The sequence below is a fragment of the Prauserella muralis genome, assembly GCF_003202285.1.
GTDB lineage: Bacteria > Actinomycetota > Actinomycetes > Mycobacteriales > Pseudonocardiaceae > Prauserella_B > Prauserella_B muralis.
In genome coordinates this window covers 1-18,219 of record NZ_MASW01000009.1, presented here as the reverse complement: position 1 = coordinate 18,219, position 18,219 = coordinate 1, and the positions used below count along the sequence as shown (strand labels likewise).

Annotated in this window: 17 protein-coding genes; 9 read left to right on the top strand and 8 right to left on the bottom strand. The window is 69.3% G+C overall.

Going from position 1 to position 18,219, the window contains the following annotated elements:
• Positions 1-79: 79 nt before the first annotated feature.
• The 7 genes from BAY60_RS35045 to BAY60_RS35015 all read right to left on the bottom strand — a co-directional run bounded on the left by BAY60_RS35045 (position 80) and on the right by BAY60_RS35015 (position 10,159).
• Positions 80-2,623, bottom strand: a complete 2,544-nt coding sequence (locus BAY60_RS35045) for a helicase HerA domain-containing protein (RefSeq protein ID WP_112285675.1) — start codon at positions 2,621-2,623, stop codon at positions 80-82.
• A 49-nt stretch (positions 2,624-2,672) separates the two neighbouring features.
• Positions 2,673-3,506: a GP88 family protein gene (locus tag BAY60_RS35040; protein ID WP_043830811.1), complete on the bottom strand. Its 834-nt coding sequence runs from the start codon at positions 3,504-3,506 to the stop codon at positions 2,673-2,675.
• 47 nt (positions 3,507-3,553) lie between these two features.
• Positions 3,554-5,464: a VirB4 family type IV secretion system protein gene (locus BAY60_RS35035; protein WP_043830809.1), complete on the bottom strand. Its 1,911-nt coding sequence runs from the start codon at positions 5,462-5,464 to the stop codon at positions 3,554-3,556.
• Positions 5,464-6,687 carry a PrgI family protein gene (locus BAY60_RS35030; RefSeq protein ID WP_043830806.1) on the bottom strand — a complete coding sequence of 408 codons (1,224 nt, stop codon included), beginning with the start codon at positions 6,685-6,687 and terminating at the stop codon, positions 5,464-5,466. Before BAY60_RS35030 ends, BAY60_RS35035 begins: the two co-directional genes overlap by 1 nt.
• On the bottom strand, positions 6,684-8,354 hold the full coding sequence (locus tag BAY60_RS35025; protein WP_228714066.1) for a TrbL/VirB6 family protein: 1,671 nt from the start codon (positions 8,352-8,354) through the stop codon (positions 6,684-6,686). Before BAY60_RS35025 ends, BAY60_RS35030 begins: the two co-directional genes overlap by 4 nt.
• 327 nt (positions 8,355-8,681) lie before the next feature.
• On the bottom strand, positions 8,682-8,930 hold the full coding sequence (locus tag BAY60_RS35020) for a pilin (protein ID WP_225950548.1): 249 nt from the start codon (positions 8,928-8,930) through the stop codon (positions 8,682-8,684).
• Between the two features lie 251 nt (positions 8,931-9,181).
• On the bottom strand, positions 9,182-10,159 hold the full coding sequence (locus BAY60_RS35015) for a hypothetical protein (RefSeq protein WP_043830802.1): 978 nt from the start codon (positions 10,157-10,159) through the stop codon (positions 9,182-9,184).
• A gap of 542 nt (positions 10,160-10,701) precedes the next feature.
• On the opposite strand from BAY60_RS35015, the gene BAY60_RS37430 reads away from it, so the two are divergent.
• Genes BAY60_RS37430 through BAY60_RS34995 form a run of 5 tightly spaced genes read left to right on the top strand, consistent with a single transcriptional unit; the run spans position 10,702 to position 14,722 of the window.
• A complete protein-coding gene (locus BAY60_RS37430; RefSeq protein ID WP_072029967.1) occupies positions 10,702-11,694 on the top strand; it encodes a hypothetical protein in 993 nt (330 codons plus the stop codon).
• 52 nt (positions 11,695-11,746) lie between these two features.
• Positions 11,747-12,628: a DNA methyltransferase gene (locus BAY60_RS35010; RefSeq protein ID WP_051171987.1), complete on the top strand. Its 882-nt coding sequence runs from the start codon at positions 11,747-11,749 to the stop codon at positions 12,626-12,628.
• Positions 12,625-13,419 carry a recombinase family protein gene (locus BAY60_RS35005; protein ID WP_081684792.1) on the top strand — a complete coding sequence of 265 codons (795 nt, stop codon included), beginning with the start codon at positions 12,625-12,627 and terminating at the stop codon, positions 13,417-13,419. Before BAY60_RS35010 ends, BAY60_RS35005 begins: the two co-directional genes overlap by 4 nt.
• Positions 13,416-13,937: a VUT family protein gene (locus BAY60_RS35000; protein WP_043830797.1), complete on the top strand. Its 522-nt coding sequence runs from the start codon at positions 13,416-13,418 to the stop codon at positions 13,935-13,937. The genes BAY60_RS35005 and BAY60_RS35000 overlap by 4 nt, the downstream gene beginning before the upstream one ends.
• Positions 13,934-14,722: a deazapurine DNA modification protein DpdA family protein gene (locus tag BAY60_RS34995; RefSeq protein WP_043830795.1), complete on the top strand. Its 789-nt coding sequence runs from the start codon at positions 13,934-13,936 to the stop codon at positions 14,720-14,722. The genes BAY60_RS35000 and BAY60_RS34995 overlap by 4 nt, the downstream gene beginning before the upstream one ends.
• 29 nt (positions 14,723-14,751) lie before the next feature.
• Here the strand turns inward: BAY60_RS34995 and BAY60_RS34990 are convergent, their stop codons facing one another.
• Complete coding sequence (locus BAY60_RS34990; RefSeq protein WP_043830792.1) at positions 14,752-15,030, bottom strand: helix-turn-helix domain-containing protein; 279 nt, start codon at positions 15,028-15,030, stop codon at positions 14,752-14,754.
• A 786-nt stretch (positions 15,031-15,816) separates the two neighbouring features.
• Between BAY60_RS34990 and BAY60_RS34985 the strand changes: the two genes are divergently transcribed.
• From BAY60_RS34985 to BAY60_RS34970, 4 genes are all read left to right on the top strand, one after another.
• A complete protein-coding gene (locus BAY60_RS34985) occupies positions 15,817-15,996 on the top strand; it encodes a hypothetical protein (RefSeq protein ID WP_043830790.1) in 180 nt (59 codons plus the stop codon).
• A gap of 79 nt (positions 15,997-16,075) precedes the next feature.
• Entirely contained in the window at positions 16,076-16,582 is a 507-nt protein-coding gene (locus tag BAY60_RS34980; RefSeq protein WP_112285674.1) for a recombinase family protein, read from the top strand.
• 71 nt (positions 16,583-16,653) lie between these two features.
• Positions 16,654-16,926 carry a recombinase family protein gene (locus BAY60_RS34975; RefSeq protein WP_112285673.1) on the top strand — a complete coding sequence of 91 codons (273 nt, stop codon included), beginning with the start codon at positions 16,654-16,656 and terminating at the stop codon, positions 16,924-16,926.
• A 114-nt stretch (positions 16,927-17,040) separates the two neighbouring features.
• The coding region (locus BAY60_RS34970; RefSeq protein ID WP_146771132.1) for a recombinase family protein at positions 17,041-18,219 on the top strand (1,179 nt) is incomplete at its 3' end.

Sequence of the window (18,219 nt, the reverse complement as noted above, 5' to 3'; positions counted from 1 at the left end):
AACGCATGCGGGATCACCGGAGCGGAACGGGCGCGATAGGTGAGCCCACATGCGTTGCGGGAGAACAAGGCCCGACAGGTCAGACCGCGCGGCGGGGGTCTACAGTGGGCTGACCGGGGCGGCCCGTTGCGTTGTCGGCGTTGGTGACGGGCGGGCGGGTATTGACCCTGGCTGCTTTGCGGATTGCCTTGGCGCGTCCGGGAATCGCGGGCGGGAGCTTCTCGGTAACCGCGGTGAACGGCGGCGCTTCCTCGCCGCCCAGGACTAGCCGAGCGGCGACGTGGTACACGCCGAGATTGGACAGGTCGTGATCGCTCAGCCGCGGCATGGTGTGCCGGGCCAGCCGCTTGGCGTCCTCGGGCGAGGCGTTGAAGAAGATCTTGCTGCGCGCGTTGGTGCTGACGCCCTCTTCGAGCTCCTTCGGTAGCTGTCCGAGGTACTGGTGTGCCAACGCCATGGAGAGTCGGTAGCCGCGGGCCTCGGCGAGCATGTCCTCCAATGGATAGGCCAGGTTCAGGAAGTTGTGGCACTCGTCCACGTACAGCCCGCAGTCGCGGCGTTGGCGCTGCGGGACGCGAGCTCGGCGAGTCGCGGCCTGCCAGGTGCGGGCCACGACGATGGAACCGACCAGCCGCGCGGTTTCCATCCCTAGCGCGTCGCGAGCGATGCGCACCAGGCAGATCCCACCGGTGTTGAGCACCTCATCCATGTCCATAGTGGACGTTCCACCGGCGATGGCGGCGCGGACGAACGGGCGCAGCAGGAAGCCGCGGATTTTGTTCATCAGCGGCGCGATCACTTGTGCGCGGCTGGCTTCGGACAGGTCGTCGTACCAGGACCAGAAGCCCTTGAGGACCTCGTCATCGATCTGGTCGCAGGCCCGTTGCCGGAACGCCGGCACGGTCAACAGCTTGGGCAGGTCGACCAGCGTCGGGGTACCGGGCATCGCGGTCAGGGTGAGCAGCCCGGCGCGCAGGATGTCGTCGGTGCGCGGCCCCCACGACGAGGCGTAGATCCGGGAGAAGATCGAGACCAGGTTGTCGACCGCGCGGGCCTTATCCGCTCCCTCCAACGGGTTGAGCACCGGCGGGCGGGCGCGGGAGTCGGCGTCGAACAGCACGACCTTCTCGCCGAGCTCCTCGGGCAGGCGCATCAGGATGTCCGACACGAGGTCGCCCTTCGGATCGACCACGACGACACCTCGGCCGGCCTCGGCGTCGGCCAGGATCATCCGGGCCATCAGCTCCGACTTGCCGCTACCGGTGGCGCCGAGGATGTGCAGGTGGTGGCGGGCGTCGGCGACGTGCAGGCCGACCGGGCGGGAGTGCCCGGAGTCCGACAGCCCCAGGGGCTTGATCTGCTCCCCGGCCGTGGCGATACCCGGCGGGGGCGGCACGGCCTTCGCGCCGGCCCGCTGCAGGCCGGGGGTGGACTCGTCGATCGGCAGGTGCGCGATTGCGGCCAGCTCGAGGATCGAGAGCAGGTCGCCCTTGCCCAGGCGGCGTTCGGCCAGCACGGCGACCGGATCTCGACGGATCCGAACCCGGCGGTAGTAGTTGTGCTCGGAGTAGGCGGCGAACGCCGAGGCGATCGCGTGCCCGCGACCCCGCAGCACCTCCCGCACCGCCTGAACCTCGCCCGACGTGGCGTCCTCGGGCACGGTGGTGGCCACGGCGTAGCAAATACGGGTCTCGAATTGGTTCGCCCGCAGCTTCTCGACCACAGCACGGTCCTGGGCGGCGTACTCCAGGCTGGTCTGCCGATCCAGGCCCGGCGTCCGCGTGCTGGTCGACGACTTCGGGGTCTTGCCCGGCGTGATGACGTCGAGCAGCCGGCCGACCAGATGAACCGACCCGCCCGCGTGCACCCGCCGGGCGGCGCGGCGGGCTTTGGTCACTCGGTGGCCGGCGACCGGGCGGGCGAGGATCTGCACGCATGCCCGCTCGTGCGGGCCGAGCCCGACCGGTGCGCCGAGCATCGCGCGAATCGGGTCGGCCGGGTGCTCGGTGCGGATCGGCAGTGCTTCCGAGCGCGCCAGCCGCAGCTCGCCACCGACCGCCTCGACCCGCCGACCCGCTGCCGTCGTGGTCGGGATCGGGGGCTTGGCGGGGGTGGTGCGGGTGTGCGCGCCGGGCCAGGCGGCCTCGATCGCGCGCTCGACCATGCCGGGCGGCACCAGGCCCGGCACCCACAGCCGGATCTGCACGCCGTCGTCGGTGAATGTCAGCTCGAAGCTCAGGTGCGGCTGCCCGCCGAAGCGACGCCGCCACCCCGGCCGCAGCAATCCGACGAGGTTGGACCACACCGTGATCGCCCCGGACGGGTCGACCGTCGGCGGCGCGAGCACGGTGATCAGGCGAGCATCGATCATCAGGCGCTGGTGGTAGCGGCGGCGCCACCGACGGCGCGCGACGACCGCGGCGGTGACAGCGACCGCGAGCACCGGCCCGACGATCGGGCCCCAGGTCAGGGCGAGGTCGCGCAGGTGCGCCAGCACGTTCTGGAACGCGCCGAGCGGGTCACGCAGGTAGTCGCCGACCGGTGAGGCGAGCACGTCCGCGGTCTGCTCAATATGCGGTGGGATGAGGGCGGACAGGGGTGTGGCGGTGATTGGCCAGGACATCGGGGACCTCCCCACGCAAAGCGGTCGACGGGACGGATGCGAGCTGCGGTCAAGCCGCCCACGGCTGGTCAGCCGGCTCGGCCGTGGGCTGCTGGCTGTGGTCGGGGCGGGTGTTGTCGACGACGAGCCGCAGGTGCCGGCGGCCTCGGCGGGCGGCGCGGTCGGCGTCGACCTCGGCTTGCCACGCGGAGAACCGGCGCCCGGCCAGCCGCTTGAGGTAGGCGGGAATGCGGTTGGCCGGCACCCCGACCAGCCGCGGGCCCAGGACCGCGAGCAGGTCGCTGGCTTCCTGCGAGGCCCAGCCCGCCTCGGCGATCGCAGGCTCGTCGGGAAACACATCTGCGATCCGGTCGACGGCGGGATTCAACGCGGCATCCTGTGTCCCGCCATACGAGTAGACCCACAGAAAATTCGGCGGCGGGCCAGGCTCGACGAGCGTCCGGAATCGGGACACCTCTTTGGTGTAGGCGTAGAAATTCGTGTCGGGTCGAGTCCGGCAAATATCCAGCCATGCCTGAAGGTAGGCGTCGGAGAAGAAATCGCCGCTGTCGTGAATTCTGATCCAGGCGCCCCGGAACTTGGCCGCGCCGAGTTCCGCGACCATGGCGGCCTGCCAGCCGGCCAGGTCGTCCAGGACGTACATCAGGTTCGCCTGGTGCTTGGCGCGGACGACCGGCCAGGTGTAGGTGCCGTGCCGGGCGTAGCACGCCTGCGCGCAGATTCCGGCCGACGGACAGGTGTTGTAAGTGCGACCGTCAGCCAAGCGGCCGGCCCAGGCCGGCAGCGACCAGTTCCACACGCCAATCTGGCGCATCTCGCTGTTTTGCGTGAGCAGCCGCGTGGGCCGGTTAACGGTGGCGGAAATGGGCAATGACGTAGACATGGGTATCCCCTGGGTGCGATTCGGTGTATACGGATTGATTCCTGCGATTAGGCGGCGTCGAGTTCGATCTGCGACGCGTTGCCATCGTCGAACGAGTCCGCGATTCCCGCGGTGTCGTCCGCGCCGAGTTCGACGAAGGAGTTCTCGATTCCCGACGAGGTGTCGGAATACCCGGCGATTTCGGCGGGGTCAGTCGTGACCAATTGATGCTCGACCGGTGAGGCGATGGACTGGAATGCCACGCGCTGCGTCCCGGTCGACAGGAGGCCCTGGCCACGGTCCGCGGAGAGCAGGAACTGGCGCTCACCCATAGACAGGTCGAAGGTGCGGGTGATCTCGTCGATCGCCTGGGAGGCTTGCCGCAGCAGGATCTGCGTCGCGGCGTTGGCCACCACTGCCTTACCCAGATCCGAGCCCAGGACGTCCGCGGTGTCCTGGGTGGCCACCGTGAGACCGGCCCACTGTTTCCGGGACGCCTTAGCCATCCGGAACAAGAACTCCGCGCCCGCGGGCTCCTTCATCAACAGCCACGCCTCGTCGACCACGACCAGCCTGGGCTTGCGGATGGCCGGGTTAGAGACCTGCCGCCACACCGCGTCGAGCGTCAGCAACGTGCCGATCGGCTTGAGCTCGTCGGCGAGATCCCGCAGCGAGAACACCACCAGGTGTCCCTCCGGACGGGTCGACGTCGGGCCGGAGAACAGCCCCGAGAACGCGCCGGTGACATACGGGTGCAGCCGCGCCGCGAGTTCCACCCCGGCGGGGTCACCGGTCCCGGCGAGGACCTCGGCGAGGTCGGCCAGCAGCGGCGCCGGGCGGGTCCAGGTCCGCGGATCCGAGGTGATCCCCACGCGCTGGTAGGTCGCGGTGATAGCCCGGTCCAGTGCCGCACGTTCGGTCGCTTCGAGCTCACTGCCCAGCAGCACCGAGATCACCGTGTGCAGGAACAACGACCGGCGGATCAGCGCGTTGCGCGGTGCAGTGCGGCGCCCGTCCGGGCGGGTGTGGATCGGCAAGTCCATCGGGTTCAACCGGACCTGCTCGGCACCGAGGTGCACATACGTTCCGCCGACCGCGGCGGCCAGCCGGGCGTACTCGTCCTCCGGGTCGATGACGTGGATCTCGATCCCGCGATACAACGACCGCAACAACTCCAGCTTCACCAGGTAGCTCTTGCCCGCGCCGGAGCGGCCGAGGATCACCGAGTTGTGGTTGTCCAGGGCGAACCGGTCATGGTGGACCAACCCCTGGCTTCCGACGTTGAAGCCGTAGAGCACGCCGCTCGGTGCGCCGACCGAGGTCGGGTCGGGCGGTGGCAGGTCCGGTGAGGTGAACGGGAACGCCGCAGACAGCGCGCTGGTGTCGAACGTGCGGCGCATGCCGACGAGGTCCAGACCCATGGGCAGGCTGGTGATCCAGCCCTGCATGCTGCGGTACGTGGTCGGTTTGCAGTCCAGCAGCAGCGACGCCGCCAACGACCGGATCGCGGCGACCTCGTCGCTGAGGGCCTCCTCGGTGGGAGCGTGCACGGTCAGGTACAGCCCGAGCCGGTAAAGCTTGCCCTCGCCACGGGCGACCCGTGCGGACAAGTCGTAGGCATCCTCGGTGGCGGCTTCGACGTGCGGGTCGACCAGCCGGCCCTTCTCACTGGTGTGCCGGCGACCGCTTTCGAGCTTCGACAGCTGCTTCTTGAGACGGTTGGCCGCGGTGACCGGGTCGATCGGCTCGATGTGCAGCGAGACGTCGACCCGTCCGGGGTAAGTCAGCAGCGGCTGAAGCCACCCGTTGTGCACTTCGCGCGGGTAGCCGACGACGGCGAAGCTCGCGACCCATTCGCCACCGACTTCCAGCGCACGAGGACGGACGGAGATGGCGTCCGGAGTGAACGCGCTGGCCCGCCCGAGCGGCGGCTGCACGCTCTGGGCCTTCCGGCCGCGGCGCTTGTCCTTGGTCTTCATCAGCGGTACCTCCCCGCGGAGTTGACGTAGTCGTCGGGGTCCTCGGCGGTGTCGTCGAAGCCGTCATCCCAGGCGTCCTCGGCCTCGCCGAACTCGTCGTCGGTGGGGAACGCGGCGCGGCCGAACGCGCCTGCGTCCCAGCCGTCGTCCGGGGCGGTGGTGATGACCTCGTCCGAGGCGGCGAGACCGGAGTTCGGCGGGATCACGCTGTCGGGGTTGCAGGCCGCGGCGAGCACCGCGGTGGCCTGTCCGGCGTCCAGCGGGGTGACCACGATCCCCGAGGGGGACAGCAGCTCGACCGCCTCGCTGAGCCGGCGGACCAGCCGGGCTTCGGCGGCCCGCCGGGTGGCGTCGTCGACCAGGGCGGCCTGCTTGGCGGCCCTGCGTTTCGCGGTCAACGCGGCCAGTGGCGAGGCGCTGCCGAGTCCGTCGGTCGGGCCCGTGGTGAGCAGCGGTTCGCGCAGGATCAGCAGCACTTGGCGGCGCAGCAGGTCGGTGGCGCGGCCGAGTTGGTCGAGGTACTCGGCGTGCTCGCGCGCCGCCTGTTCCAGCGCCGGGTGCGGCAGGCCGCCGGCCTGTTCGCGGAGCTCGGCGATCTGCCCGGACAGGTCCAGTCGTTCCGCGCGGATGAGCACCTGCACGGGTGCGGTCAGCGAGTGCAGATACCGCCCGAAGGAGGCGACGAGGGACTCCTGCTCGCCCGGGGTGCGCAGCCCGAAGTTGATCGTCGAGCAGACCGCGACGACGGCGACCCCGTCCTTGCAGAGGTCGATGACGCCGGTATCGGTGACCGCTTCGGCGGGCAGCCGCAGCGCGGCCGGCGAGACCGTCGACGCCGCGGCGTCCCCGCCGTCCTTCCCCTGGGCGCGGCTCTTGCTGCTGGTATTCGTGACCTGTCTGCCCAGCCACTCGGGGGCCGGGCGGATGCCTTCCGGCGCGGCCACTCGGTGCTGCGGGCTCATCCGCTGCCGCAGCGCCGCCAGCACCAACCGGTCGAGGGTGATGCCGTCGCGCTGGCCGAGCGCGAGGAACGCGGCGGTCACCCCGATCGGGATGGCGACGATGAGGAACGCCACCAGCGGCACGAACTCGCGGGTGATCGTGTACGTCCCGTACAGCACAATCCCAGTGATGGCGAGGATGAGCAGCTGCCGCGCCGTCAGCGGACCGATCACCCGGTCCTCGCGATCGACGTCGGCAGGAATCCGGACGGGCTGACTCATTTCCCTTCACCTCTTGGAGCGGGTTTCGGCGTGCGGAACAGCGCCGGCGGAACGGACTGGGTGCGCCGGTAGGCGTCGCCGATGCGCGGCTCGGGCTGTGCCTGCCGGAACACCGGCGCGGCAGGCGCGGACGCCGACGTGGGTGGCGACGACGGCTGCGGTGCCGGCGGCGTGGCGGGTCGGAACTGCAACTGCGGGGGCACAGACGCGGTGCGGATCGGGCGGGCCGGCGGCGGGGTGGCGCCGCGTCGACGCGGCCCACCGGCTGCTTGGAACTGGGGCGCCGATCCCGGCCGCTGCCCTCGCCGCGGCGGTGAGATCGGCGTGGCGGGCCTGGGTGCGGAACTGAACTCAGGAGGCATGGCTGGTCCCTGGTTTGCCGGGGTGACGGCGGGGTCGTGGGTGGTGTCTTGGGGTGAGGGCTGCAGGAACTGCGGCGTCTGCGAGGGCAGCCGCGACCGGCGGGCCGCGCGGACGCGCTCGGCGTCCTGGGCCGCCTTGAGCCGCTTGTTGACCATCTCCGGGGTGGGCGCAAGGCGCGCCTGAGCAGGCCACGGCGAATTTGCCGACCCGCCACCGCGACCCCCACCACCTCCGCCGCCGCTCTTCGCCCCGACCGCGCCGCCGACCTTGCCCAGTGCGCCGGTCTTCCCGGCGACCATGCCGAAGGTCTTCGCCGCGATGTAGGCCTTCGCCAGCCCTCCGAGGAACGACCGGCCAGAGCTGACTTTGGCGGCCGATAACAACCAGAACGGGATCTTGAACAGGATGAAGAACAAGGCGATCGCGGCGACCAGCGTGCCGAGCGCGGACAGCGTCGAGCCGAACAGATGCACGCCGCCGGACAGGAACGTGCGCACTGCGGTGATCAGCACCAGCGCTTGAGCGACCTGGATCGCCAGCGTCGCGGTGATCGCCTTCCACCACCAGCGGGCCAGCGGGTCGGTGTGCGGCAGGGCGTGGAACATCAGGAACAAGGGGCCCGAGATGATCAAGACGAGGGTGATGACGATCCGGACCACGTAGACGACCAGCAGGCCCAGGCCCACCACGACGAGCACCAGGCCGACCAGGATGATGAACAGTCCGCCGGTCTGGATGCCGGCGACGGCGTCCTTGAGGGTGTTGCCCAGCGAGGGCGCGTTGACCCCGTCGCCGAGGATGCCCAGGGTCAGGCCGTTGGCCAGTCGGATGAGCTTGTCGGCGAAAAACAAGCTCAATGCCGAGGCCATGAACGCGATCGGGATCCGGGGCCCGATCTCCTTGATCGAGTAGCGCGCCTGGACGCTCTCGTGGCCCATCACGACGATGCCGCCGAGGAGGATGAGCAGGCCGTAGGCAGCGACCACGAGCTCCCACGAGTTGTTCCAGAGTTCGCCGATGCCGGGTAGGTCGCTGATCGTCGGTGTGGACAGCGCGGTGTGCCCGATCAGTTCCAGGATCGGCGAGAGCGCAGCTTCGACGATGCTGCGGAACGCCGAGTTGATGGCCTCGGTGATGCAGGCACCGATGTCGGTGATCCCGCAGTCCGAGTCGCTGACACCGTTGCCGCTGCCGGGCTGCTGCGGGCCACTTGTCGGTGGCGGCGTGGTCGGCTGCGGGATGCAGTCCTCACCCGTGCACGGCGTGCTTGGCGGCGCCGTCGATGGGCTGGGCGCGCTCGGCATTGGGAGTGTGGGCTGTGTCGGTGTGGGAGGCGGGGCACAGGGGATCGGCCGCGGCTCAGGCCCCAAGCAAGGATCCGGGTTCGGTGTGGTCGGCTGCGCCGAGGCGCTGACCGCGAGGACCCCGACCAGGAGCACGACGACGCTCAGCGCCAGCATCCAGCCCGCGTACCAGCGCCAGTGCCGACCAGCCGGCGGCCGGTCGGCGCTGGCGTCGGAGACCGGGGAGAGCATCGCTCGGTCCCCGTCGATTCGTCCGGCGGCAGCGGTCGCGACCGGTCCGCCGGACCGGCGGTACGGGCGAACCGTGGGCGGGGTGCCGGCCATCGGTCAGGCCCCCACGATCCCTTTGAGGATCTCCACGACCAGCGGCGCGAGCGCTGCCAGGCCGTAGCCCCACCCGGCGGACTTGAAGGCGGTCTTGGCCTTCTCGACCTCGCCGGGGTCGCCACCGCCCATCACGTATCGGACACCGCCGATGGACAGGAACACCGTGGCCAAGCCGGCCAAGATGCCCATGATCCAGTTGCGGACGTTGTTCAGGACCGTGGTCACCGAATCTGCCAGAGCGACGACCATCGTGTCGGCGTGCGCCGCCGACGCCGACGCCAGCAGCGCGAGGACCGCCAGCTCGACAATCAACGCCACGTGCGACCAGCGGCGGGGACGGACCGGAACCCAGGCCTCCGGCCTAGTGACCGGAGCACTGGTCGGCTCGCTGCCGGTGATCTCGGCCGGCGTGCTCGACGCTGGGGCCTCGGCCGGCGGCTGCGGAGTGCCATCGAGGCGGGCGCTGCGCGGTCCGCTCGCGGCGGGGAAGAATCGATCGATCAGGCGCATTGGGGCACCTCCGAAGGTCGGGCTGAGCGCGGGGATGTCCCGCAGCCCTGAACTCCGGATTTCGCATCCGTTTTGGACACGCGACCCTGAATTTTCTGCCCCGACTCGACCTCACTAACCGACACGGACAGTGACGACCGCGGCAAGTCGCGGGCCGGTGCGACCGGTCGCGCCAGGGCCACTGCGGTGGCTACCTGGTCGGTCAACGGGTCGGTCGGATCGGTCTCGGCGACGCCCTCGCGCAGGTACGCGGCGAGCCGGAGCTCGGCGCGTTTGCGCGCCTTGTAGACCGCCCACTCGCCGGTCTGGTGCCGCGCAGCCCAGTCCGCGACGGGCACCTCTTCCAACCGAGTCGCACCAATCAGCGCGGCCTCGGTCTGAGTCAGGACTCCGTCCGCGACCGCGCGGGCAAGGACCAGATCCGGGTGACCCCACGGCGCGTGCGGCGGGGTGGATCGGAACCCTGGCGCGACCGGAGTCGGACCCGCCAGCGCCTCGGCGAGCGCGTAGTAGCCGGACCGGTAGGCGGCCCACCGCAGCCGCAGCATGATTCGCGGCGGACGCAGATCGATGGTCGACAACGCGGTCAGGAAGCCGCGCAGAACCTCGGCGTGCACGTCGGCCGGATCGTTGGCGAACCGGTTGGTCAAGGTCGCCGCGACAGAAGTCAGCGCGGGCAGTGCGACCCCGACCGCGGCGATCGTCCAGGTCGCTCCTTCAGTACGGGAGCGCAGCACCAGATGCGCCCACACCGCGTCCCGCGTCGCCTGCGGGCACCGGCGCGCCAGCAGTCGGTCGCGGACCTCGTCCAGCGCAATGTGCCGGTCCGGCAGACCGGGAAAGAGCCGGCCGTTCAGCGATATCGGGTGCGGCCCGGTCACTAGCCAGGTAAACGTGTCCCGCGCGATATCCAATGAGTTCGGGACGGCCTCGTCGCCAGCGCGACGGAAAACGGATTGTGCTGCCATGTCGTGACTCCCACGGCGTCGATGTGAACAACAACGACGTCAGGAAGCCACGACCGATACCACGGAAATACCACATCATTACTAGGCGCCAACTAGCGAACCGCGCCGAGGCTACTAGCGAACTACTATTTCATCCCACGAACACCATGAAGCAAGATCAACAAAGCGCCCTCGTGGCCCGCGTAACCCGATCGACGCTAGTAGCCGACGAACTGCAGTTATAGTTGGTCACTAGTACGACGCTAGTAGCCGAACTGCGCCCGGATACAGTCGGCACTCAAGCTCAACCTGGCACCGCCGAAAAATCTTGAAAAATCTGACCACAGAGTGGCCCAGAAGACGGTGGGCGCCGACCTGGGTCGACGGAACGAGCGGCTCAGCGTCGAGGCTTTGGCAGAACTGTTCGAATCACGCCAAGTCGCCATTAACATGCACCTTTGCCATCTCAAATAAGTTTGGCGAGGCGTGTCCAAAACGGGGTCGAAATACAGAGTTAAGGGGCGTCAGAACGCACAGCCCCACCTCGTCGGAGGAGACCCGCGATGACCCCGACACACGGCAACGGCTCCCCAGGAGACGGCTCCCAGGAGCACGGCCCGACCGACCCCCCGACCGTCCCGATCCCGCTACCGCAGAGGCGGCGAACACCACGCCTACGCACCCTGCGCCTCACGCTGCACCATCCTCGTCCCGCCCAGCCGAGCACCGTCTGGCCGTGCGCTCAAGACGAACTCCGTGAGGGCACCGGGCTGCTCGCCAACTGGTTGCTGACTGCGGTCATCAAGATCGTCACCACCTACACCCAGCCCGGCCAGCGAATGCTCCTGCTTGCCCCCGCGCCCTACCTCGCGCCGCCCGCATCGTGGTCACCAACGGCGGGCCGTAACCAGTCCCGGCCCGGCCCGTACGCCGGACTACACGAAGCGGGCTGGACCGTGGTACGACTCGGCCGCAGCATCCGGACTCAGACGGCCGTCGCGCACCCCAACCTGGCCGGCGAACACTCCGGCGACGCGTCGGCCGAGGCCGAGTCCGGACCCCGACCCCGCACCGCCAGTCCGACCACCGACCAGCCCGCCGAGCCGTGGGCACACCGTCGTCCCGGACCGCACTCGACCGCGACCGGCGTCGGTCCGGACCGCTACGACCTCGTCATCACCACGGCCGAACCGCGCACCCTCGACGGGGTCCGTCCGGCCGACTGGGCCGGTCTGCTCACCCCGACCGGCACCCTTGCCGTCATCACACACGGTGAGCGAGCCCGTGGTCGGCTCACCGACCCCGCAAGCTCGCTCGTGCGCGCCGCGCACCATGCCGGACTGCGCTATATCGATCGCATCGCCCTGCTGCGCGTGCCCGTCCGCGACGGCGCACTCGCCGTCGCGACCCCGGCCACGCACTCCCGTTCCCAGGCTCCGGCACGACCGCTCGCGACGCCCGCTCGGCACATCCAGGTGCACGACGACCTCTTCGTGTTCACCCGCCAGCCGGCCCCGACCGACACCGCCGACGGGGAGGAGACCTCCAATGGCTGACCGTCCCACGTCGCCCTGGCCACTCCCCCTGCCACCGGGGGAGGAGCCCTCAATGCCGTCCCTATCGGTCTGGCCGACCGGGCAGCGCGACACTCTCGCGCAGCTGCGCGACACCGGCTGTGTGCCCGGCACCGAGACCGACACCGAGCGGATTCCACCCGCCGTCGCCGCCCATGCGATCGCCACCTACACCCGTCCCGGCGACCTCGTTCTCGACCCGGATTGCGGGGCCGGCACCGTGCTGACCGAGGCGCTGCGCGCCGACCGTCGCGCGCTCGGACTGACCGCCCGCACCCAGTGGTGGACGCTCGCTCGCGCCAACGTCACCGCCGCCAAGACCACAGGCGCGTGGCGCGACGGCTCGGTCCTCGACGCCCGCCCCAAGGTGCTCGCGACCATCCGGGCCGCAGGGTTGATCGGACGAGTCGGACTCATCCTGACCAGCTTGCGCACCGCGCCTGACCGCGCGACCGGTCCGGGCCGCGACCCGGTCGAGTCCGCCCTCGCCGACCTTGCCACAACACTGCTCTACTGCGAGCCGCTGCTGCGATCCGGCGGACACGTCGCCGTCGTCGCGCGGCCCCTCCGGTGTCCGGACGGCTCGCTGGTCGACCTGGCCACACCGGTGCTCGCCGCCGGAACTTCGGCCGGGCTGGCACCGGTCGAGCGGTGCATCGCACTGACCGCCGGACTGCGCGGCAGCCGGCTGGTCACCCGCGCTTCGCTTGCCGAACGCCGCGCTGCCGCCCGAGCACTCGCTGCCGGCGCGCCGACCGCGCTCTCCGCGCACCACGAAGTGCTTGTCTTCCAGCTCGCCCACGACGCCGAACTCGCCGCCGCCGCGGCAGTCGGCATCCCGTGGCCGACCGAGGACGAGGTGATCCGGCCCGCCGTCAACCGCGTCACCTACCCCGGCTGGGGACGAGCAGCATGACGACGCGCCTGTACTGCCGTGAATGCGGCTGGCATCCCGAGTTCCGCGGCAAGCGCGCTGCACTTCGCGCCGCCGCCCGCCACCAGTGCACCGGCACACCTGTGCCCGAGACGCGTCCACCCTGGTGGTCCCACCTGTGGACAAACCTGTGGACAAGGCAGTCGGATACCTCCGCCGTCGACACCGAAGCAGGTGCGGACGACCCGACCAGTAACAGCGAATTGGTCGACGCCCGCGGCAACCACATCCAGTGGGCCGCGCCCGCCGCGCACCACGCCGAGACCACCCGACGCGCCCGCCAGGCGATGGTCGAACTCGTCCGCGCCGGCTACCAGATCGGGCCCCCGCCCTACGGCTACCGCGCCCTGCGCATCCGGGTCACCGACCCCAGCGGACACAGCAAACTGCGGGCGGTCCTCGTCCCAGACTGGCAGACCGCCGCCGCCGTCAAGCAGATCTTCATCTGGCGGGCCGACCACGGCCTGACGTTCGCCGTCATCGCCGCACGACTCAACAGCGACCCGAGCCAGTACGCAGCCCCGGTGCCCAACGGGCGGTGGACCCCCAAGGCCGTCCGGCGGATCGTCACCAACGTCAAGTACACCGGCCGCCAGGTCTGGGCCCGCACCATCGCCGGCCGCCCGGCACCCATCGAGCAGTGGGTCACCTCGGCGCCAAAGGTGCACGAGCCACTCGTCGACGAGCGCACCTTCCACCGCGCCCAGCCCGGCCCCACTGAACTCCCGCCCAGTGCGACAGACCCGGCCGACTCCCCGCCGAGCGCGGCATGAACATCCGCCGGTGGACCGTCGCCGCCGTGGTCCTGTTCGCCGGGTACGCGGCGACGATCGCCGGCGCGAACTGGGCCACCTCACTCTGGCCAGCGGTCGCTATCGCGGGCCTGCACGTTCCCGCAGGCGCGTTCTTCGCCGGGCTCGCATTCACCGTCCGGGACCTCTTGCAGGACGCTGTCGGCACCCGGACAACGCTGCTCGCGATCGCCCTCGGCGCGGCGTTGTCCGGACTGGTCGCCGAGCCGCGCATCGCGCTCGCCAGCGCGGCGGCCTTCGCCGTCTCCGAACTTGTCGACCTCGCCATCTACACCCCGCTGCGCGACTGGAGTCACCTCGCCGCCGTGAGTGCGTCGAACACGGTTGGACTGCTCGTCGACAGCCTGCTGTTCCTGCCGCTGGCCTTCGGCTCGCTGACCTACCTCACCGGCCAACTCGTCGGGAAGACCACCACCACGGCCCTGGCGGTCGCTGTGCTTGCTGGTGTCCGCGCTCGCCGGAGGGCGATGCCAGCGTGAGGTTCTACCTCGGCGTCCACCAACCCATCTGGCTGACCCGCGTGCCCGACATCCCGCTGCTGGTGTCGCACCGGCGGCTCGGCCACCGCCGCACCCTGCCCCGCGCCATCACGGAATGGGCGCTCGACTCCGGCGGCTTCACAGAGCTGCAGCTTCACGGACGCTGGCAGATCGACGAGAAGGATTACGTCCAGACGGTCCGGCGCTACGCCGACGAGATCGGCAACCTCGCCTGGGCGGCGCCGCAGGACTGGATGTGCGAACAGCGCATCCTGAAACGCACCGGCTTGACGATCCGCGAGCATCAACGGCGGACCGTGCGCAACCTCGTCCGCCTGCGGGAACTCGCGCCTGAGCTCCCTTGGGTGCCGACGCTGCAAGGCTGGACTCTGTCGGACTACGAACGCTGCGCCGACTTCTACGAGCAGGCCGGGATCGATCTGGCCGCCGAGCCGCTCGTCGGGATCGGCACGGTGTGCCGGCGCCAGAGCAGCGCCGACGTGGAGCGCATCATGCGCGCCTTCGCCACGCGCGAGTTGAACCTCCACGGTTTCGGCATCAAGATCACCGGCCTCAACCGGTACGCCGAAGCTCTCGCCAGTTCGGACTCGATGTCCTGGAGCATGCGCGGTCGATACGTATCCGGATGCGGTCCGAGCCATCGCACCGAGTCGAACTGTCTGCGCTTCGCGCTCAGCTGGTATCGGCAGATCCGAACCACGCTGGGTTCGGCAGGGCTGTCTGCGGACACCGTGTCCCCGCAGGTATTGGGGAGGGCCGCGTGATGGCCGTCGCCGCGTTCGCCGCCGCGGGCTCACTGCTCGCCGCGGGACTCCGTGGTGTCCGGTTCGACGAGCGAGACATCGCGTGGAGTGTCGATTCCGAACAGCTCGTTGGGCGTGCACCGCAGCGTCGTGCACAGCGCCTGCAAGGTCGCCACTTTCACCTGGACCGGCTGCTTCTTGATCAGCACGTCAACCGACTGGAGAGACAGTTCGAACCCGGCGCGCTGGATGAGGATTTCGCGCAACTGGGTCGCGGTCCAGACGTCGCGGGAGGCCATGACCTTCCGCAGCCGCCACTCGATCTGCACCCGCTGCCGTCCCGTGTTCGTCGCTCCGAGGCGCTTCGCGCCGTCGCCAACCGACTCTCAGTGTCCCCGACGGCGACCGAAGCTGGCCGCCGCACGTTCGGCGTGTTTAGCAGACACACACCCACGAACAGATAGAACTTGAGATACACAGGCTGTACTAGATCTATTCAGGTGTTACCTTAATTGAATGGCGCATCTGTCCCCGGTTCAACAGAGAGGAGGTGCTTCGGCACCCATCACGTTCATCGCCATGCCGACGCGCCGCGGTTCGCGGTCAGCGCCGGTAGCGCTCTTCTGGACTCGCGTCGACCGCCCACCCCGAGCTGACGAGGTGACCCAGCACCAGTTCGGCAAGGCACACAGTCCTACCGAACGGCAAGAGTCCAGCACGGCCACGAGCGCCGGCCCCACACGGACGCATGCGGGGAGCAGAGGCCCGTTGGTCGTGACAGCTTTGGCGGTCCCAGCTCATTTAACGCACGTCATGGTGCGTGCCCGCATCGCCGCGAAACCCGCTTCGCGCGGATCGGCGACCGCAGGTGTCGGCAGCTGGGAGTGCCCGCTGTGTCGACGGTTCCTGTCGCCGACCAGCAGCCCCGTGAACCTCCGCCAGCCGCGGGCCTCACGGGCACGAAGGGGGCGCTCATGTGCGCTCAACCTCGCAACCCCGATCAGGCCGACAACAACTGCGCCGACGTTCCTGCTCCGGCCGACCAAGAGCAGCAGGGAAGCCCCGTCAGCGCGCCGAGCAGGCAACCCCGACGGCGCGTTGGCGCGAGCAGAGCTGTGCGCAACGTGGTGGTGCGCGGCGTTCGCCGCGATCCCCCCGACATGCGCAAGCTCGCGCGGGTGGTCGCCAGCCTCGCGGCAGACCTGGCGCAGACCGAAGCCAGCGAGCAAACGCTGCCCGCCGAGCCAGGCACCGCGGACGCCAGCCACCCCGATCACTGCCGCGACGCGGCATGACGTCGCGCGTTCGCGCTTGCGCAACGAACCCAGCGGATCGAAGCCGCTCGCCAATGACTCGAAAGGAAGGTTCACCACAATGCCGCCTGCCACTTGCGATCCCCGCAGCCGCCGAGCCGCACACCCACGGGCTCGACGGCCGGTACGCGTCGGCCTCTACCAGCGGTGGCCCACCCTCCGCGAAAGCGACCACCTGCAGACCTACGTCGCGTCCCAACCCGGTTGGCACATCGCTCTCCGCAGCAGCGACTACGCATCAGGCGGCACGCTGAAGCGTCCTGGGCTGCAACGGGTATTGGCGGCAGCCCGATCCGGAGTCATCGACGTGCTCGTCGTCAACCACCTGTACAGCCTTTCCCGCAAGACGCAGCACCTCGCCTTCGTGCTCGACGAGTTAACGTCCCGAGGCGTGCGGGTCGTCTCGGCCGCTGATCCCGCCCTCGACACGGAGACCGCGCACGGCCTCTTCCTCGTACGCGTGTTGAGTGCCGTCGCGGAGATCGAGCAGACCGGCGCACTCGCAGATCGTCGCGACCGGCGTCGCCACGACCAGCAATCCGCCGACGAGTCGCCGCTCGCCGGCTAACTGCAAATCCCGCCGGGGCCCACTACGCCGACCCACACATCCCCATCCAGACCGACTCATAACGAGGTGTCATGACCACCGCCTACGCCAACTCGGACAACGAACTCCAGCCGTCGGATGCCCCTATGCCCACCACCCACGCGGTGATCTACACGCGCGTGGCCTCGCCCGGACGGGCCGAGACCGACCACAGCGTCACGGCCCAGCGTGAGGCATGTCTGCGCAAGGCCAGGGAACTGGGCTTCTCGCTCATCGACGAGTACGTCGACCCACACGCTCGACTCTGGCGACGGCCGAAACGCCAGCTGTTCCAACGCATGCTCGCGCCGTTCCGCAGCCGTTGAGAAACAGCAACCGGCCACGAATTCGCCGCTCACCGTCAGCGCGCGATCCAGCCGCCCGGACCCACTCGCCGGCTGCACGGTCCTCCGTCCAGGCCGCCCTCAGAAGGAGGTGTCATGACCAGCGCTTATGCCGACTTCATCGATGAACTGCAGCAGGACGTCACCATCCCCATCCAGCCGCCGATGGACGACCTTGCCCCCGGCACCCGCGCAGTGATCTACCTGCGCGTGTCCTCGACCGGGCAAGTCCGGACCGACTACAACCCAGAAGGCATCTCCATTCCGGCCCAACGGGAAGCGTGCTTGCGCAAGGCGCGGGACCTGGGCGTCACGGTCATCGACGAGTACGTCGAGCCCGGACGCTCAGCCATGGAGATGACTAAACGCGAAGCATTCCAACAGATGCTCGCGCGGGTGCGCAGCCAGGGCGACGTCGACGTCATCATCATCTACCAGCTCTCGCGCATGGCGCGTAACCGCTACGACGACGCGATCGTCATGGCAGACCTGCGCAAGCGCGGCGTCACCCTGGTCTCGGCCACCGAGGCCATCGACGACACCCCAGTAGGCCAGCTGATGCACGGCATCCTGGCCACATTCAACGAGTACCAATCCCGCCAGTCCGGTGCCGACATCGCCTACAAGATGGGCCAGAAGGCCCGCAACGGCGGCACGCTCGGACGCGCGAAACTCGGCTACCTCAACCACATCGACCACTCCGACGGCCGCGTCATCCGCACGATCATCGTCGATCCCGACCGGGCGCCCTTTGTCCAGCTGGGTTTCGAGCTCTTCGCCACCGGCGACTACACGCAAGAAGAGCTGGCTGACGAGCTCTACGACCGCGGCCTACACACCAGGGCCACCCGGCGACACCCAGCCAAGAAGGTCTCCGAGAACAAGATTTCGCAAATGCTGCGCGATCGCTACTACCTCGGATACGTCGAATACGACGGCGAAGAAATCCAAGGGCGGCACGAACCGCTCATCGACGAGGACCTCTTCGACACAGTTCAGGAGATCCTTGAATCGCGCATGACGGCACAAGAACGCCGTCGCGTCCACCACCACTACCTCAAGGGATCGCTCTTCTGTGGACGCTGCCAACGCGCCGGCATCAAGCGGCGGATGATCATTCAACGGACCATCAACTCGAAGGGCGCGGAGTACCTGTACTTCTTCTGCCGCGGCCGGCAGAAGGGGCTGTGCCAAGCACCCCACGTCAACGTCACGCTCGTCGAGGACGCTGTCGAGCGCCACTACTCCGCGATTCGCTTCAGCCAGCCGTTCATC

Bases quoted from the DNA above. Each gene is read 5' to 3' on its own strand.
- BAY60_RS35030 (WP_043830806.1), bottom strand. From the start codon at position 6,687: ATGAGTCAGCCCGTCCGGATTCCTGCCGACGTCGATCGCGAGGACCGG.
- BAY60_RS35045 (WP_112285675.1), bottom strand. From the start codon at position 2,623: ATGTCCTGGCCAATCACCGCCACACCCCTGTCCGCCCTCATCCCACCG.
- BAY60_RS35020 (WP_225950548.1), bottom strand. From the start codon at position 8,930: ATGGTCGTCGCTCTGGCAGATTCGGTGACCACGGTCCTGAACAACGTC.
- BAY60_RS34975 (WP_112285673.1), top strand. From the start codon at position 16,654: ATGACCACCGCCTACGCCAACTCGGACAACGAACTCCAGCCGTCGGAT.
- BAY60_RS35000 (WP_043830797.1), top strand. From the start codon at position 13,416: ATGAACATCCGCCGGTGGACCGTCGCCGCCGTGGTCCTGTTCGCCGGG.
- BAY60_RS35025 (WP_228714066.1), bottom strand. From the start codon at position 8,354: ATGCCGAGCGCGCCCAGCCCATCGACGGCGCCGCCAAGCACGCCGTGC.
- BAY60_RS35040 (WP_043830811.1), bottom strand. From the start codon at position 3,506: ATGTCTACGTCATTGCCCATTTCCGCCACCGTTAACCGGCCCACGCGG.
- BAY60_RS34980 (WP_112285674.1), top strand. From the start codon at position 16,076: ATGCCGCCTGCCACTTGCGATCCCCGCAGCCGCCGAGCCGCACACCCA.
- BAY60_RS37430 (WP_072029967.1), top strand. From the start codon at position 10,702: ATGACCCCGACACACGGCAACGGCTCCCCAGGAGACGGCTCCCAGGAG.
- BAY60_RS35010 (WP_051171987.1), top strand. From the start codon at position 11,747: ATGCCGTCCCTATCGGTCTGGCCGACCGGGCAGCGCGACACTCTCGCG.
- BAY60_RS35035 (WP_043830809.1), bottom strand. From the start codon at position 5,464: ATGAAGACCAAGGACAAGCGCCGCGGCCGGAAGGCCCAGAGCGTGCAG.
- BAY60_RS35015 (WP_043830802.1), bottom strand. From the start codon at position 10,159: ATGGCAGCACAATCCGTTTTCCGTCGCGCTGGCGACGAGGCCGTCCCG.
- BAY60_RS35005 (WP_081684792.1), top strand. From the start codon at position 12,625: ATGACGACGCGCCTGTACTGCCGTGAATGCGGCTGGCATCCCGAGTTC.